Below are 16,025 nucleotides of genomic sequence, written 5' to 3'. Positions count from 1 at the left end.
GATTAACACCATGATATTACCGTGCGTGCCGATGACGATATTTTTCCGCGGTATTCGGTCAGTACTTTCTTCAGCGCCCTAATACCTCGTTCTTGCGCTTCCTTGTTCGATTCGCCCCCGTCAAAAGAAAAATGTTCATCATGCCATACTTTATAAATGGCTGTTTCAAAATTTTCAACCGGTTGCTTTGCAAGTCTTCTTTCCTTGAAATCTTCCATATTTATAATAGGTAGATTGTGATAGAAAGCCACTCCTTCTACCGTCTCAATAGCGCGCAAATACGGACTTGAAATCACCACATCAATCTTTCTATTTTTCAGCAATTCCGTGACCCGTTCGGCGTCCTTTTTTCCTTTTTCCGATAACGGTCGACCTAGTTCATCCGGTGTATACGTTGAGTGAGCATGCCTTACTAGATAGATATTGGTGTGCACTTTATCCATTCCTTTCAAGCCTCTCGAGTGTAAAATCGACAAGCTCTCGTTGCTTCATGATACGGCACTCGGCATTTCCGACCTTGTCTTTTGCAACATGATAAACATTTTCAAAAGCCGCGCCAATTTGTGGAAAACGATCCGCATCGGTTTCAATGTCAATAAACGTTTTCCAAACCCGCTTGCCGTTTTCCATCATTGCCGCACCTTGCTGAAATGTTTTTGCCTTTGATGAGCGAAATTCCGCTAAATGCATTGAGGTATTGCTGTCATATCCGACTCCAAGCAATAGAACATGACCGTCTAAGTCATAAATTCTTGCCAGCGGAGACTGTTCGCCGAATCCGTAATCAATCGAGTGATTGTCAATGATTTCTTCTTTATGTCTGCCCCATGCAGCAAACGAGTACATAGGATGAGCGCTGCGAATGACACCTGGAAACGTACGAAATGTTTCAACAATCACCCCCATGCCGCGCGTCGGCGTTATCGCTGGTTCATAAGCTGGCATATGCTCCCGTATCCTTTCCCACCATTCCTCGGGGACAGGCGGATGTTGCCAATACGAAGGCTCGGAATTATATGTCGTTTGTGTTGGCATCACGATTGTGCCACTTTCCGTCACCGCTTCCATTAATGCCTGAACGACCGTAACCGCTCCACCGCATACCCAGCCAAATGCGCTTAAAGAAGAATGGACAATAAGCGTCATTCCTTCTTCAATTCCTAACCGTTTGAAATCTCCTTTTAGTGTTTCTTTCGTGATTAATTTTTTTGTTTGTTCGACAACCGAAAACTCGCTCATTTACAAACCTCTTCCCTGTCTAAGTAAATCGTTTCAATCGGTATTTCTTCAATGCCTTGTTCGACTTTTTGCACGCGATACGCTTTTGCATGAGGCCGGGAGCTGACTGCTCTCACTAATGTTCCATCGATAAAATGAAGGGCGACACCGTCATCAGCCGCTATCCCATTTTTCATTTCTCCTGATGAAATAAGTTGATGATAAGCTGGTCTTCTCTCTTTTTCTCCATCGTAATGTGGACAATTGCTTCCTTTTAAAAACCCTAAACACGACAATTTTGTCAATTGTCCAGGAATCGAATCAGTTACACCTTCCTCAAACCAACAAATAGAGCCTGCACTTATTTCACTAAGAATAATTCCCTGTTCGTAAGCCTTATAAAATACTCGGTCTAGGCCCCATTCTTTCCATAAGACGAGTAAGTTTCTCGTATTTCCCCCACCCACATAAATGATATCCTGATTCATCACATAATCTTCTAAATCGGGTGTTGGTGATTTAAAAAGAGATAAATGTGAAGGTACACAATGATGCTGCTTAAATGATTGATAGAATCTTGCAATGTAGCTTTCCGAATCCCCACTAGCAGTTGGAACAAAACAAACTCTCGGCTTCTCTTTTTCTGCTTGCCTTAAAATATATAAGTCTAACAGCGAATTTTCTGGTTCCATCGAAAAACCGCCGCCGCCAAGGGCAATGATTTGTTTCGCTCGCACTTCCTCCAAATCCCATTCTAAAATGTTACCAATCGGTACTTTTTTAAGTTAAAAACCGCACCATCAACCATTCGTCCCAGTACTGTCCTTCGTATTTCATTGACTTACGCTCATTTCCATATACTTCAAAACCCAAAGAACGGTATAATTGCACAGCCGCCTCGTTCTTAGCGACAACGGTTAAATGAAGCTGTTCCAATCCGTTTAATTTTTTCGCACGTTCGATTAATTCTTCCAAAAGGCGTTTGCCAATTCCTTTACCGCGATGGGAAGGAGTCACATACATCGCAAAGACGCTTCCTTTATGGCGCATTTTCGTTTTTTGTTCACGTATAAAGGCGACAACTCCTACTAGCTTCTCTTCAACAAAAGCACCGATTGTGAAGCTTTCTTGCGAATCAAGCTGTTCCATTGTTTTTTGTACTAGTGCCCCATGTCCGATTGAAACCGTTTCTTCATAAGTAGTCGCAAATGCTTCCGGGTTTTGACGCAATGCTTCTATACGAAGGCGGACATAATCTTCTACATCACTGCTATTTAGCTTTCGAATCTCCATTTTGTTTCCCCTCCCTGAGTAGATGTTGCTTCATCAGCTTTGTAATATATACCCCTTTAGCAACTTCTATCTCTTTTATTTCCTTAAAACTATGACGTTTATATAAGTGGATGGCAGGTGTATTTTTTGTAGCAGTTGTCACCGTCCTCTCTACTGCATCGTCTTCTAAATCACTTACAAAGTTAATTAATAAACTAGCAATCCCTCGTCGGAAATAATCTGGGTGAACGAACATTCGACAAATATGAAGTGTTTGGTTTTCACGTTCGTACGAAATACCCCCTACCAACATATCATTAACAAAATAACTGTAAAATGTTTCACCTGACTGCTGTATTGTTTGAATCGTATCTTTTAATGGAGGAATTTCGTCAAAGCCGATTAATTTTGCTTCGATTGTATAAGAAAGCAACTGAAGATCCAAAACCCTTTTTGCCCATTGATCAGATAAAATCTCTATTTTTTGTATCAAAATTTTCCCTCTCTACCTAAAATCTAGCTCTTAATCTTTTTTATGTATAATTACTAATATTTCGATAATTTATTATATATTTCTAGTTCATAAAATAACAATATTTCTCACAGAAAATTATATCATTATATACTTTTCTTCGATTTTTAAAAAGATGAATAAAACCACCCACTATTTACTGAGTGGGTGGTGAAACCTTTTCATGTATTTTGATACATTAGCTATGATATATTCATCTTCTTCCTCAAAAGGGCTGACCTAAGGAGTATTAGACCTACATAATGTGTGTTTCTGCGCACGAGATCAGACATTTTAGAGTCAGCCCCTTAATGAATGACGTTTATTTGATTCATTGCTTCTTCAAGGGAATGATAACCTTTTTGTTCATTACCATCCATGCGTATCGTCCATTCTTGCTTTTGCAAAGCAAGTTCGCCGCGAGCGTTTTTTACAAATGGCATATGAAGAACAATCATTTCTTCCCCCTTATTAAGGGTATATCCCATATAATACAAATCATTTTCTCCTTCTTCCTCAAAAATGCCGATTTGATCAAGATCATATGTTTCCATCATCGGTTCTAACGTTTCAATCAACTCATTCATGATAACTTCTCTTTTAACAAAATCCATCAATACGCTCCCTTCACAACTAAAATCAATTGACGAACACCTATAGTTTTCCTTGAAATTGCATTGTAATACCCGCTCTCCCACGTTTCAATTTCTAAAATAGTGACAAAAGAAGCATCTTCAGTCTTAATGAATGTTTAGGTCATTACCTTTCCGCTTTCGAAATACCTATTTGTCGAAGGTTCTTCCCATCATTAGTTATAATAAAATAACTTTCCTTGCCATAAAATCTTCCATCACTTCTTCCGTCTTCATATTTTCAACATTTGAGAATTTGACAGAAAAAAGAACACCTTCAACATCGAAGGTGTCATGAATGAGGTGAAGCCGCTGCGTTATGTTCTTCCAGCCATTTTTTTAATTTTTCCGCTTCAAGCGATTTGCTGAAATAAAACCCTTGGGCAAAATCGCAATCCATTTGCTGAAGAAGCGATACCTGCTCATTATTTTCCACTCCTTCAGCCAACACTTTTATATCTAAACTTTTCGCTAAATGAATAATCGTGTCCACAATCGTTGCATCTTTCGAGTTGCCGGCAATATCTTTAATAAAAGATCGGTCAATCTTTAAAAGAGATACCGGTAAGTTACGAATATAGGCCAATGAAGAGAACCCGGTTCCAAAATCATCAATGGCTACTTGTATGCCGATATTTTTTAGTTCAGTTAAAATATTTTTTCCTGTTTCGATATTTTCCATTAAGCCGCTTTCCGTCACTTCAAGAATCAAATGGGCAGGCGTAAATTGTGTACATTTTAATATATCCATCACATGACCAACTAACTCTTTTCGGTTTAACAAATACGGAGAAAGATTTACCGCTAAGCGCAGGTCCGTAAAATGACGTTGCCATTCCTTCACTTGTCTGCACGCCTGCTCTAACACCCATAACGTAATTTCAAAGATAAATCCACTCTCTTCTGCCAATGGAATGAACTCCAGCGGACTGATTTCTCCTAATGTCGGATGTCTCCAACGAATTAATGTCTCGACACCCATCGCCGCTCCGCTGTCAAGTTCAATTTTCGGCTGATAACATAAATAAAATTGCTCCTTCATAATCGCAAAAGGCAAATCTTGTTCAATAATGGCGTTGCGTTTTTGCTGTGGACTATAAAAATGATAGCCATTTTTCCCGCGTTCCTTCACTTGATAAAGCGCCTTATCTGCATACTTCATCAATGTATCAATGTTCGCGCTGTCCGTTGGATAAAAGGCAATCCCAATCGAAAGAGTCGATTGAATCATCTGCTTTTCATAATAAAATGGCTGATGAAATGCTTGAATCAATTTTTCCGCCATCACGGTTGCTTCGTCCTTCGTCACATTTGGCAGCAATAAAACAAATTCATCTCCACCTAAGCGGGCGAAAAAATCACTAGGACGAAGCACTCCTTGGACACGCTTGACTGCTTCTTTTAGAAAATAGTCGCCAGCTTGATGAGAAAAATGGTCATTAATCCATTTAAATTTGTCAAAGTCTAAAAAACAAAGGGCAAACGTACAATTTTGCTCGACCAGTTCTTTCACATGTTTTTCAAAATAGGAGCGATTAGGTATGCCTGTCAGCGAGTCAAAATAGGCAAGCTGGCGAAGCTTTTCCTCGTATCTTTTTCGTTCGCTTATGTTTTTAGCAGCTATCACTACGTAATCAATTTGTTTTTTTTCATTTACAATCGGAGTGCCTTGGGCTTCAAGCCAAATCCAGTTCCCGTTTTTAGACTTCCTGCGAAATTCCACTGCCTGCGGCTCACAATCTGTATATAATTTTTGCAATTTTTCCTTTAGCATAGGAATATCATCTGGATAAATATGTAGAAACAAACCTTCATTAGAATTTGTTTCAACTAGGTTATCAATAGCATGTTTATAGGAAGGAGATACATATGTCAAATTCCCTTCATTCGATAATATGAGTATGTAATCAGAAGAATGTTCTGCTATAAGACGAAAGCGCCGCTCGCTGTCTTGCAGGGCAGACTCCATTTCCTTTTGTTTTGTAATATCGCGAAAAACACTTGTAATATATGTCACTTCGTGTTTCTCATTAAAAATTGGCGATAAAGTAGCGCTGATGGGAACGTATTGGCCGTTTGTTTTTTTGGCCTTAAATTCAATATTACGTAGTATTTCTCCGCGCTTGGCCTGCTCAAACACTTGTTTAGCTCTTTCCCAATCGCATGAATCGATACACGCTAAGCCAATTTCTTTCATATCGGCTTCCGTCCAGCCGAACAATGCTTCAAATGCTGGGTTTACGTTTACGACATTTCCGTACGAGTCGAAAATAACCATCGCATCAGCAAAGTAATGGAAAAAAGCAGAGAATTTATCTGTCATACAAGCTAATACCTCTCCAAGTCATTTTCTCTTGTCAGCATTCTATCTTTTAAAGCTTCGCACTCTAACAAAATAGTTCAGGCTATCAATTTCATTTTCACTAAAATACATACAAAAATCAACAAATTTAATAAAAATTGTCGTAATTTTTCCTAAAAGAAAAGGGGTAAAACCATGTATGCTGCTGATTTTACCCCTACAAAAATTAGGCTACATCATATCCTTGCTCTTCAATCGCCTCTTTTAATTGATCAATGCTTACTTTTGACGGTTCAAATTCTACATCCACTTTTCCAGTTGATAAATGGACAACGACATTTGTAACGCCAGCAAGTTCCATAAGTGCACCTTTCACTGCTTTCTCACAATGGCCACAACTCATTCCTGATACGTTTAATGTTACTTTTTCCATGTCGAACAACCTCTCTTCTTAGTTTAGTTTTGTTTATAATTTCACTCGCTTCAAACGAAGGGAGTTGGCAACTACTGAAACAGAACTGAACGCCATCGCCGCCCCGGCAATCCAAGGTGCTAACAGCCCTGCTGCGGCAATGGGAATGCCGGCAGAGTTGTAAATCAACGCCCAGAATAAGTTTTGGCGAATGTTTTTCATCGTGATGCGGCTTAATTCAATCGCTTTGGCAATAAGCGTTAATTCGCCACCCATCAGCGTAATATCCGCTGTTTCAATCGCGACATCTGTTCCTGTACCGATGGCAATTCCAACATCCGCGGTCGCAAGTGCCGGAGCATCGTTAATGCCATCGCCTACCATCGCCACCACTTTACCTTTCTTCTGCAATTGTTTGACATAATCCGCTTTTTCTTCCGGCAATACTTCAGCAAAGACATGCTCAATTCCTACTTGTTGAGCGATTGCTTTTGCCGTGCGTTCGTTATCACCAGTTAACATATACACTTCAATTCCTAGATTTTTTATTTGTTCAATCGCTTTTTTTGCGGTTTCTTTCACCATATCGGCAACAGCAACAATCCCGGCAATTTTGCCCGCAATCGCAATCAGCATTGCTGTTTTTCCTTGCTGCTCAAACTTTGTCAATTCCTCTTCCAATTCAGTATAAACAATTCCATATTCGCGCATCAATTTTCGTGTTCCAACAACAACGGTTTCATCGTTGACTTTTGCGATAATACCATGCCCCGGTATTGCTTTAAACTGTTTAGCTTCGTATAACGCGACTTTCTTCTCTTTTGCGAAGGAAACCATCGCTTCGGCAAGCGGATGCTCCGATAATTTCTCAGCAGCATAAAGGTAAGCAAGCGTTCGGGCATCTTTCGCTACAAAATCAGTGACAACAGGCTTTCCTGTTGTAATTGTTCCTGTTTTATCCAAGACAATCGCATTGATTTTATGAGCAATTTCTAAATGCTCTCCACCTTTAAACAAAATGCCGTTTTCCGCTCCTTTTCCCGTGCCGACCATAATCGATGTGGGCGTCGCCAATCCTAATGCGCATGGACAGGCAATGACAAGTACAGCAATCGCTGTCTCCAAGGCAGTCGGTAAATCTCCAGGAGTGACAAAAAGAAACCAAATGATAAAGGTGAATGATGCAATCGCGACAACAATTTGAACAAAGTAGCTGGAGATCATATCAGCCATTCGCTGAATCGGCGCTTTCGAGCCTTGCGCTTCTTCCACTACGCGAATAATGTTCGCCAGTGCTGTATCTTTTCCTACTTTTGTTGCTTTCATCGTCAATGTGCCATTTTTGTTGATGGTCGCTCCAATCACCGTATCTCCGGGCATTTTATCAACAGGCACGGATTCCCCTGTTAACATCGATTCGTCAACCGAAGACTGTCCATCTAGGACAACTCCATCGACCGGAATCTTTTCCCCTGGCTTCACAATAATTTTATCACCCACAACAACTTGCTCAATCGGGACTTTTATCTCCCTACCATTGCGAATCACCAGTGCTTCCTTCGCCTGCAAACTTAACAGTTTAGAAATCGCTGCGGTTGTACGTCCCTTTGCTAATGCCTCAAACAATTTACCAAGTAAAATTAATGTAATTAAAATTGCGCTTGTTTCGTAGTATAAATGTGGCGTGTAATTTGGATGAATCAATGTGCGAATACTTTCAAGAAAGCTGTAAAAATACGCTGCTGAAGTACCGAGTGCCACTAATACATCCATGTTGGCACTCTTGTTTCGTAACGACTTATAAGCACCAACATAAAATGGCCAGCCAATATAAAATTGCACCAGTGTCGCCAAAATAAATTGAAACCATGGATTCATGAAGATGTGCGGCATCGGCAAACCTAAATCCCATGGAGAATGAGCAACCATCGTATAAAGCAACGGCAATGACAGCGCAATCGATATATATAGTTTGAGCTTTTTAGCTTGTATTTCCTCACTTTTATGAGTCTCTTTGCTTTCTCGCCCTTCTTTTACCTTTGCCTCATAACCAAGTTTTTTCACTTTTTCTAAAATGTCTTCCAAGTTGACTACCCCTGGCTGATATTCAATTGTCCCAGATTCGGTTGCGAGATTAACGGTTGCTTTTGTGACGCCCTTCAGCTTATTAAGTCCTTTCTCAATACGGGCAGAACATGCTGCACATGTCATGCCGTATATGTCAAGTTCTATTTTTTCAGTTCTAACTCCATAGCCGAGCTTTTCGATTTTTTCAATGATTTGTTTTGGATCTACTTTATGGTCATCATATTGAATCGTTGCTTTTTCCATCGTCAAGTTAACGGTTGCCTCAACACCGTCCATTTTGTTCAGCGCTTTTTCAATTCGCGCTGAGCACGCTGCACATGTCATACCTGTAATATCCAGGCGCATTTGTTTTTGTTCGCTCATGTTATCGCCTCCAATTATGATTTGGAGAATTGCTCAAATACCTTCATTAACTCCTCAATCGCTTCTTCTCCGTTTCCAGCTTTAATCGCATCACGGACACAGTGCTGTGTATGCCGTTCTAATAAATGAAGCCCGACTTTTTTTAAAGCAGCATTAATCGCAGAAAGTTGAACAAGGATATCCACACAATAACGATCATCTTCAATCATCTTTTGAATTCCGCGGACTTGTCCCTCAATCCTCTTTAATCGGTTCAATAATTGAGCTTTTTCCTTTTCGCTGCGAGGATGAGAGAGCTTTTTTGTTTCCGTATAAAAAGTTTCATCTAACATTTCCTTCACCTCTTTAATTATACTATACCCCTGTAAGGTATATGATGCAACCATTTTATCTTTTTGAAGTATGTCTAGCTATACATATAAAAAAGGACCGACCCATGCGTCTGACCTCACACGTAACTCACAATATATAGTATGTCCTATATATTATGGTTGTGCGGTCTGAACACTTGCTTTTAGGTCAGCCTCTTCGCTTGATCCTATTCACACTCGACAAGGACAAGTTTGACAGCGCGTTCCATCTTTTGTTGTTTGATAAAATAAACAACAAGTAGTCCGTACCCGAATTTCTTTCTGTTGCTCTGTCGAAAACGTTTTTTCCTTCCAAAAGCGGGATAGCGGATTTTTATGATAAGCGCCAAACAAATTCCCTTCCGCTTCTTGAACGATAAAGTGAAAATCAGCAAATAACTGGTCGCGCATCGCAACAAATTTCTCATCTTCCATTAACGATTCATAAATCCAAAATATATAAATAGCAACATTTTCCCAAAGAATCAGCTTCGACAACTTCGACACGTCCGCAAGCATTTCAATCAATAAATCCGTATGATTGGCAAAAAGGTCAACAATCAACTGTTTGCGCCAATTTTGACGGTCGTTATCAGCTTGAGTATATTCTAATTTTTCAAAGCGAAATGTTGGCATCCAAACTTCCTTTTCGTCTTCGCTTTCCATCCAAATTTTCTTGAAATCAAAGTGGATTCCCTTATTCCAAACAGACATCGCATAAAGAGACATGACGAGCAAAAAGCTGTATCTTTTCATGAACATCGAAGCAGCAACCGCCTTATTAGGTGCGTGAATCTTTTCCTTTAATGTTTCTAAATAGGCTGTTAAACGGTCTTCACACAACAGTTGATCAAGGCGGATAGACAGCTGTGAATAAGTCGCTTCCGTAGAGAGACGAAACTTCTTTAATTGAGCGATTTCACTTTCGGAAAACATCATTACGATACGCCTTCCTTTTGTTGTAAAATACATCTCCCTTTTCCATAAGGAATACATAACGGAGTGCCAAAAAGCGGATCGTACGTCACTTGACAGTCCATTTGAAATACGTCTTTGACTAATTGACACGTAATAATCTCTTCCGGCTTTCCTTGCGCATATATTTTCTTATCGCGAATCGCCACGATATGGTGAGCATAGCGACAAGCAAGGTTTAAGTCATGTAGAACCATAATAATTGTCCGTTTTTCTTTTTCATTTAACTCAAACAACAAGTCAAGAATTTCAATCTGGTGCGTCATATCTAAATACGTTGTTGGTTCGTCAAGCAAAATGATATCGGTATCTTGGGCTAGAGTCATAGCAATCCAAGCGCGCTGACGCTGTCCTCCGGAAAGCGAATCAAGCGGGCGTTCCGCGAATTCTTTCATACCCGTTACTTCAAGAGCAAATTGAACTTTTCTCTCATCTTCTTCCGACCATTGTTTAAGCCATGTTTGATACGGATATCGCCCTTGTTTGACAAGCTGCAATACGGTCAATCCTTCTGGTGCCGTTGGCGATTGCGGCAAAATCGCAAGCTTTTTCGCTACTTCTTTCGTTGGCAAGGTCGCAATTGCTTCACCTTCGAGCAACACCGCCCCGCTTGTCGGCTTTAATAGCCGAGCAAGCGACCGCAACAACGTTGATTTTCCGCAACCGTTTCCACCAATCAATACCGTAATTTCACCTTTTGGAATGTTTAGATTAAGCTCATCGATAATAATCGTATTTCCGTAAGATAACGTAAGGGATTTTGTTTGCAACGCATTCATATTCATGCACCTCTCTATGAGTTTCGACTTTTATACAATAAATAAATAAAATAAGGAGCACCAATCGAAGCGGTGAATACACCCGCTGGAATTTCAAGCGGAGCAAACAGCATGCGTCCTACTAAATCAGCAAGCATCACTAAAATCGCTCCTAAAAGTGCAGCAACAGGCAACAAGGCACCGAAAGAAGAACCGACGAGTCTTCGCGCCATATGCGGTGCCATTAAACCAACAAACCCAATGCCACCAGCAAAGGCGACTGCCCCTCCTGTTAACGCGGTGCTTAATAACAAAAGGAACACGCGCTGCTTTTGTAAAGATACACCCGCTCCCATCGCAATTTCATCCCCTAATTCTTGAATGTTCATTTTCCGAGCGGATATAAAGCTAATGATTAATAGAATCATCGCCCAAGGAGCCAATAGTGCTACTTGTTTCCATGAAGCTCCATACACACTTCCCGTAATCCAAACATTCGCTTGGCTAGCACGATAAATCGGACCGAGTAACATCAACAAAGTCGTACACGCTTGCATGAACGCCGACACACCAATTCCAATTAAAACAAGACGCATAGGTGCAATCCCATTTTTCCACGCTAATATATACACAAGTAAAGCAGCGATCGTCGCTCCTAAAAAAGCACCTAGTGGTAACCAATGAATGCTAATCGTTAACGAATTATTTTGATCGCTAAATAAAGCAAAGAACGTAACAACCGCCACCGCTGCGCCCCCCGTAATACCAAGCACATCCGGTGAAGCGAGCGGATTGCGAATCATCCCTTGTAAAATCGCTCCCGCAACCGCTAAACACATCCCAACGAGAAGCGCCGTAATAATACGTGGTAAACGAAAAGTGTGAATAACGACTTCGTCCATCTCTGAGCCGTTGCCCATTAACGCTTTGACGACATTCATCGGTGAAATATACATTTCACCGCTTCCTACGCTAATAATAAATACAACTACACTAGCTATAAATAATAGTAAACTAGTAAACATCGCTTTTTTATCGACTAAAAATGATAAATAATCTCCTACTCGGACTGATATGTACTTTCTCATTTTGTCAAAATCCCCCTACGGGCAATATAAATGAAGAATGGGACACCAATAAAGGCTGTCATAATACCAACAGGTATTTCTTGTGGCATAAGAATATACCGTGCCGTAATATCAGCAGCAATTAATAAAACTCCGCCAATCAATGCACAATACGGTAACACCCAACGATGATCAACACCAACTAACGCGCGCGCAAGATGTGGAACAATAATGCCGATAAAACCAATTGGCCCAGCAACAGCTACGGAGCTACCTGCTAATAATATGACTAGTATCGCAACTCCTAATTTAACAAGTTGCGTACGTTGCCCTAATCCTTTTGCGACGTCGTCTCCCATCGTCAATATATTGACTTTTTGCGCCAAGACCATTGTTCCAATCCAAGCAATAAGTAAATAAGGAAGAACAGAAACGAGCATTTCTAATTTTCTCCCTGACACGGACCCTGCCAGCCAAAACAACACTTCTTCTAAAGCTTTCTCGTTGGCAACTAACAAGCCTTGTGTTAATGAGGAGAAAAGAGCCGCCACCGCTGTACCGGCTAATGTTAATTTAAGCGGTGTCATTCCTTCCCTTCCGACCGAACTAATGATGAAAACAATGGCTGCTGCTAACGTCGCTCCGAAGAAAGCGAGCCATGTAAAAACTTGCAGCGAGCTCACTTGAAAAAAGGTCACAACTAATACAATAAAAAATCCTGCTCCCGCATTAATGCCAAAAATCCCCGGAGAAGCTAGTGGATTTTTTGTCAATGCCTGCATCAATGCTCCAGCCATCGCCAAACTAGCCCCAACTGTGGCTGCAATGAAGGCTCTCGGTAAACGAACCGTTTCAATAATAATATGTTGGTTAGAACCATTATTATTAGTCAAAGCTTCAATCGCTGTTCTCCAGTTCGTATCCGTATATCCGTAAATGATACTCATCCACATGCTTATCAATAGTAATATCGTCAGCAATAATAATCCAACGATTCGTTTCTTATTTGTCACCAACATCTCTTGTCTAGCTCCTTCATCACAAAGTCAACCGTTTCGACAATCTCTACAATATAAGTCTATTTGATAATGACTATCAATGTCAATAACTTTGGAAATCATTCTCATTATTTTTCATTATTTTATTGACAATGATTATCAATCCCATTATTATTTTACTTGTGAATGAAAATCATTATCATAAAACGGAGGGAATACATAATGTTGAAGTCCTCAAGATTCACTTTTTTCACAACAATTATATTAGCTCTTCTTTTCGTACTCGCTGGTTGCGGTGGCGCAAAAGAAGAAGCTGAACCAAAAAAAGAAAAAACAGAAGAAGCAACAAGTTATACCGTTGAACATGCCATGGGAACAACCGAAATCAAAGGCACTCCAAAACGTGTCGTCATTTTAACAAATGAAGGTACTGAAGCTTTACTAGCTTTGGGTGTTAAACCGGTTGGTGCGGTTAAATCTTGGACTGGAAACCCTTGGTATGATCATATTAAAGACAAAATGGATGGCGTAAAAGAGCTTGGTACAGAAGGTGAGCCGAATGTAGAAGCCATCGCTGCATTAAAACCTGATTTAATCATCGGAAACAAAATGCGTCACGAAAAAATTTATGAACAACTTAAAGCCATTGCTCCTACTGTATTTGCCGAAACACTAAGAGGTGACTGGAAAGAAAACTTCATGTTATATGCAAAAGCAGTAAATAAAGAAGAAAAAGGAAAAGAAGTCCTTGCCGAATATGACAAACGCGTTGAAGATTTAAAAGCAAAATTAGGCGACAAACTGAAAATGAAAGTATCGATTGTACGGTTTATGGCGGGTGACGTTCGTATTTACCATAAAGATACATTCTCTGGTGTCATTTTAGACCAATTAGGATTTGCTCGCCCTGAGTCACAAAACGTTAATGACTTTGCGGAAAGAGGGGTTACAAAAGAACGCATTCCAGCAATGGATGGTGATATTCTCTTCTACTTCACATATGAAGAAGGAAACGGTGAGGCAACAAAATTAGAAAAAGAATGGATTAATGATCCGCTCTTTAAAAACTTAAACGTCGCAAAACAAGGAAAAGTATATAAAGTGAACGATGCGATTTGGAACACAGCTGGCGGTGTACTAGCAGCCCATTTAATGTTAGACGATATCGAAAAATATTTCTTAGAAAACTAATATAATATAAAAGGTCATTCTCCGTTTTTTATGAGAATGACCTTTTTCATTTATCATTTGTTGTTTTATTGATTTGGCATAAAACCTTGTTGAGAGATTAATAGTTCAACATCTTCAAACTCTTGTTGCAGCAATTTCAAAACAACTTTATAAGCATTCGGATGATACCAAGGAAGAAGATTTAATCGTCCGTAAATGTTTCTTATCCCCATTTTTTCCGTTCTTCTTCCTCTGCTGCCATCACCCATGAAAAAATTATCAATAACAGCCCGACTCGTTACTCTACGCAATGTCTTTGCAATCTGTTTTGAACACGGCAATAATGGTGCAATCGCGACTTGTGTCGGCACTCCTGCTTCAGTGATTTGCTTTAATGCCTTTAAACGTGCAGGAATAGGAGGCGCTGATGGTGTAAAAGCTTTACGGATATACTCTAAATCTGTTTCAATCGTCATACTTACACGAATAGACTGACCAAATTGCTGAAACAAATCAATATCCCTTGTACAGAGCGGTGAGCGAGTTTGCACAAATAAAAAATCTGGTTTTTCGATTAGCATCGCTTCAAGAAGCGAACGCGTAATACGCGCTTTATATTCGATCGGTTGATAAGGGTCTGTCGCTGATGACATAAAAATAGTGACCGGACCTTTCTTCTTCGCTTTTTTTATTTCTTTTGACAATAGGTCCGCAGCATTCTGCTTTATATCCACCCATGTTCCCCATTCTTCTTCACGATACAGCGCAATTGGCATTTGTCTTACATAGCAATAGGAACATCCAAAGGCACAGCCAGCATACGGATTTAGTGTATGGGTGAACTTAGTAATAAAACCGCTGGATGGTGTTAGTATACTTTTTGATTGTATTTCGTTTATTTTCATTCTTTCTTATTCTCCTTCTCCGATCTCACATAAAACATTTGTTCTTATATATAAGTTTTACTACATTTACGAACAGAACGCAAAAAAGGATGAACTACAGCCATCCATCCTTTCCGTTTCATCCCCCCTATTCATTCTTCCCTGCTGATGGGCTGTGGCGGCTGTTCGAACCAACCATTTTCTAGCATCCTAATCATTCCATCTTCTGCGTAGTCATCAGCAATCTCAATAATCAGTCTTATGTAACTTTGCTGCTTACAATCTATTAATACCTACACTATTAAAATGAAATACGTCATTTGTTGCTGATTAATTTGAATCATGTTATGTTGATGAAGAATAACCAAAGAAAGGGTTGATACACTTATGAGAATAAAACTAACTGTCGCTGTTGGTCTAATTTCCATAAACTTATTCCTTAGCGCATGCGCTTCAAACAAAGATTCAGAAAATAAGCATCATCATTCTACAGAATCCGTTACACATTCCGGAGATGTTCGTGAAACAACAAAATCCATTGATCACTTACCTAGCTTTTTAAATAAGTATGAAGAAGAAATGGCTGTTCTTTATCAGCAAGTTGCAAAACATAAAGAGTTACTAGAAAACATTCCGTGCTATTGTGGATGTGATGAGTCATCAGGACACATGAACAATTATGATTGTTTTGTCTATGAAAATAAAAAAGACGGATCAGTTACATGGGACGATCATGCAACAAAGTGCGGAGTATGCTTAGAGATTGCTGCGGAAGCGATCTATGAATATAACAACGGAAAATCCGTTAAAGACATTCGCCAAATGATTGATAAAAAATATAAAGATGGTTACGCAGAACCAACACCAACTCCTGAATTATAATGGTTTAAAGTTCCACATCCTTGTCAACAATAGGAAGTGGAAGGAGGAGTACAAATGATATCAATCCCACCATACCTTGAAATTGTGGCGATTTTAGAAGAATATTACGAAAAGCTGGCGGAACAAGAGAAAAACAACAACAA

Annotated in this window: 17 protein-coding genes; 2 read left to right on the top strand and 15 right to left on the bottom strand. The window is 39.8% G+C overall.

Translation table 11 applies throughout. From position 1 onward, the window contains the following. Nucleotides 1–2: 2 nt before the first annotated feature. The 14 genes from HNQ85_RS02930 to HNQ85_RS02865 form a co-directional block, all read right to left on the bottom strand. A complete protein-coding gene (locus HNQ85_RS02930; protein ID WP_409994109.1) occupies nt 3–443 on the bottom strand; it encodes a histidine phosphatase family protein in 441 nt (146 codons plus the stop codon). After that, nucleotides 436–1,239, bottom strand: a complete 804-nt coding sequence (locus tag HNQ85_RS02925) for an AAC(3) family N-acetyltransferase (protein WP_181536027.1) — start codon at nt 1,237–1,239, stop codon at nt 436–438. Before HNQ85_RS02925 ends, HNQ85_RS02930 begins: the two co-directional genes overlap by 8 nt. Then, entirely contained in the window at nt 1,236–1,955 is a 720-nt protein-coding gene (locus HNQ85_RS02920; protein WP_343046473.1) for a Type 1 glutamine amidotransferase-like domain-containing protein, read from the bottom strand. The genes HNQ85_RS02925 and HNQ85_RS02920 overlap by 4 nt, the downstream gene beginning before the upstream one ends. Before the next feature lie 43 nt (nt 1,956–1,998). Then, nucleotides 1,999–2,511, bottom strand: coding sequence for a GNAT family N-acetyltransferase (locus HNQ85_RS02915; protein WP_181536025.1), 513 nt, complete (start codon nt 2,509–2,511; stop codon nt 1,999–2,001). Further along, a complete protein-coding gene (locus tag HNQ85_RS02910; protein ID WP_181536023.1) occupies nt 2,489–2,983 on the bottom strand; it encodes a GNAT family N-acetyltransferase in 495 nt (164 codons plus the stop codon). Before HNQ85_RS02910 ends, HNQ85_RS02915 begins: the two co-directional genes overlap by 23 nt. Before the next feature lie 326 nt (nt 2,984–3,309). Next, the gene (locus HNQ85_RS02905) at nt 3,310–3,615 is read right to left on the bottom strand and encodes a DUF5634 family protein (protein ID WP_181536021.1); all 306 of its coding nucleotides are present in this window, start codon (nt 3,613–3,615) and stop codon (nt 3,310–3,312) included. A 310-nt stretch (nt 3,616–3,925) separates the two neighbouring features. Continuing rightward, a complete protein-coding gene (locus tag HNQ85_RS02900; RefSeq protein WP_181536019.1) occupies nt 3,926–5,956 on the bottom strand; it encodes an EAL domain-containing protein in 2,031 nt (676 codons plus the stop codon). 205 nt (nt 5,957–6,161) lie between these two features. Further along, nucleotides 6,162–6,368, bottom strand: coding sequence for a copper chaperone CopZ (copZ, locus tag HNQ85_RS02895; RefSeq protein WP_181536017.1), 207 nt, complete (start codon nt 6,366–6,368; stop codon nt 6,162–6,164). 33 nt (nt 6,369–6,401) lie between these two features. Then, on the bottom strand, nt 6,402–8,798 hold the full coding sequence (locus HNQ85_RS02890) for a heavy metal translocating P-type ATPase (protein ID WP_181536015.1): 2,397 nt from the start codon (nt 8,796–8,798) through the stop codon (nt 6,402–6,404). A 14-nt stretch (nt 8,799–8,812) separates the two neighbouring features. After that, nucleotides 8,813–9,130: a metal-sensing transcriptional repressor gene (locus HNQ85_RS02885; RefSeq protein ID WP_181536013.1), complete on the bottom strand. Its 318-nt coding sequence runs from the start codon at nt 9,128–9,130 to the stop codon at nt 8,813–8,815. A gap of 210 nt (nt 9,131–9,340) precedes the next feature. Beyond that, nucleotides 9,341–10,087 carry an IucA/IucC family C-terminal-domain containing protein gene (locus HNQ85_RS02880; RefSeq protein ID WP_181536011.1) on the bottom strand — a complete coding sequence of 249 codons (747 nt, stop codon included), beginning with the start codon at nt 10,085–10,087 and terminating at the stop codon, nt 9,341–9,343. After that, the gene (locus HNQ85_RS02875; protein WP_181536009.1) at nt 10,087–10,902 is read right to left on the bottom strand and encodes an ABC transporter ATP-binding protein; all 816 of its coding nucleotides are present in this window, start codon (nt 10,900–10,902) and stop codon (nt 10,087–10,089) included. The genes HNQ85_RS02880 and HNQ85_RS02875 overlap by 1 nt, the downstream gene beginning before the upstream one ends. 14 nt (nt 10,903–10,916) lie before the next feature. Next, nucleotides 10,917–11,969, bottom strand: a complete 1,053-nt coding sequence (locus HNQ85_RS02870) for a FecCD family ABC transporter permease (RefSeq protein ID WP_181536007.1) — start codon at nt 11,967–11,969, stop codon at nt 10,917–10,919. Further along, nucleotides 11,966–12,967, bottom strand: coding sequence for a FecCD family ABC transporter permease (locus HNQ85_RS02865; RefSeq protein ID WP_181536005.1), 1,002 nt, complete (start codon nt 12,965–12,967; stop codon nt 11,966–11,968). The genes HNQ85_RS02870 and HNQ85_RS02865 overlap by 4 nt, the downstream gene beginning before the upstream one ends. A gap of 201 nt (nt 12,968–13,168) precedes the next feature. Between HNQ85_RS02865 and HNQ85_RS02860 the strand changes: the two genes are divergently transcribed. Beyond that, nucleotides 13,169–14,137: an ABC transporter substrate-binding protein gene (locus HNQ85_RS02860; RefSeq protein ID WP_181536003.1), complete on the top strand. Its 969-nt coding sequence runs from the start codon at nt 13,169–13,171 to the stop codon at nt 14,135–14,137. A gap of 65 nt (nt 14,138–14,202) precedes the next feature. Here HNQ85_RS02860 and HNQ85_RS02855 read toward each other — a convergent pair whose 3' ends face one another. Then, the gene (locus HNQ85_RS02855) at nt 14,203–15,021 is read right to left on the bottom strand and encodes an SPL family radical SAM protein (protein WP_181536001.1); all 819 of its coding nucleotides are present in this window, start codon (nt 15,019–15,021) and stop codon (nt 14,203–14,205) included. Nucleotides 15,022–15,387: 366 nt separating this feature from the next. Here HNQ85_RS02855 and HNQ85_RS02850 point away from each other — a divergent pair, with 366 nt between their 5' ends. Then, nucleotides 15,388–15,882, top strand: a complete 495-nt coding sequence (locus HNQ85_RS02850) for a PCYCGC motif-containing (lipo)protein (protein WP_181535999.1) — start codon at nt 15,388–15,390, stop codon at nt 15,880–15,882. Nucleotides 15,883–16,025: the final 143 nt, after the last annotated feature.

This window comes from [Anoxybacillus] calidus (assembly GCF_013760845.1).
Lineage (GTDB): Bacteria > Bacillota > Bacilli > Bacillales > Anoxybacillaceae > Paranoxybacillus > Paranoxybacillus calidus.
This window is presented reverse-complemented; position numbering and strand designations above follow the sequence as displayed.

Excerpts from the sequence above, each read along its gene's own strand:
- HNQ85_RS02930 (WP_409994109.1), bottom strand. The coding sequence starts at position 443 with ATGGATAAAGTGCACACCAATATCTATCTAGTAAGGCATGCTCACTCA.
- HNQ85_RS02925 (WP_181536027.1), bottom strand. The coding sequence starts at position 1,239 with ATGAGCGAGTTTTCGGTTGTCGAACAAACAAAAAAATTAATCACGAAA.
- HNQ85_RS02915 (WP_181536025.1), bottom strand. The coding sequence starts at position 2,511 with ATGGAGATTCGAAAGCTAAATAGCAGTGATGTAGAAGATTATGTCCGC.
- HNQ85_RS02905 (WP_181536021.1), bottom strand. The coding sequence starts at position 3,615 with ATGGATTTTGTTAAAAGAGAAGTTATCATGAATGAGTTGATTGAAACG.
- HNQ85_RS02900 (WP_181536019.1), bottom strand. The coding sequence starts at position 5,956 with ATGACAGATAAATTCTCTGCTTTTTTCCATTACTTTGCTGATGCGATG.
- copZ (WP_181536017.1), bottom strand. The coding sequence starts at position 6,368 with ATGGAAAAAGTAACATTAAACGTATCAGGAATGAGTTGTGGCCATTGT.
- HNQ85_RS02890 (WP_181536015.1), bottom strand. The coding sequence starts at position 8,798 with ATGAGCGAACAAAAACAAATGCGCCTGGATATTACAGGTATGACATGT.
- HNQ85_RS02885 (WP_181536013.1), bottom strand. The coding sequence starts at position 9,130 with ATGTTAGATGAAACTTTTTATACGGAAACAAAAAAGCTCTCTCATCCT.
- HNQ85_RS02880 (WP_181536011.1), bottom strand. The coding sequence starts at position 10,087 with ATGATGTTTTCCGAAAGTGAAATCGCTCAATTAAAGAAGTTTCGTCTC.
- HNQ85_RS02875 (WP_181536009.1), bottom strand. The coding sequence starts at position 10,902 with ATGAATGCGTTGCAAACAAAATCCCTTACGTTATCTTACGGAAATACG.
- HNQ85_RS02870 (WP_181536007.1), bottom strand. The coding sequence starts at position 11,969 with ATGAGAAAGTACATATCAGTCCGAGTAGGAGATTATTTATCATTTTTA.
- HNQ85_RS02865 (WP_181536005.1), bottom strand. The coding sequence starts at position 12,967 with ATGTTGGTGACAAATAAGAAACGAATCGTTGGATTATTATTGCTGACG.
- HNQ85_RS02860 (WP_181536003.1), top strand. The coding sequence starts at position 13,169 with ATGTTGAAGTCCTCAAGATTCACTTTTTTCACAACAATTATATTAGCT.
- HNQ85_RS02855 (WP_181536001.1), bottom strand. The coding sequence starts at position 15,021 with ATGAAAATAAACGAAATACAATCAAAAAGTATACTAACACCATCCAGC.
- HNQ85_RS02850 (WP_181535999.1), top strand. The coding sequence starts at position 15,388 with ATGAGAATAAAACTAACTGTCGCTGTTGGTCTAATTTCCATAAACTTA.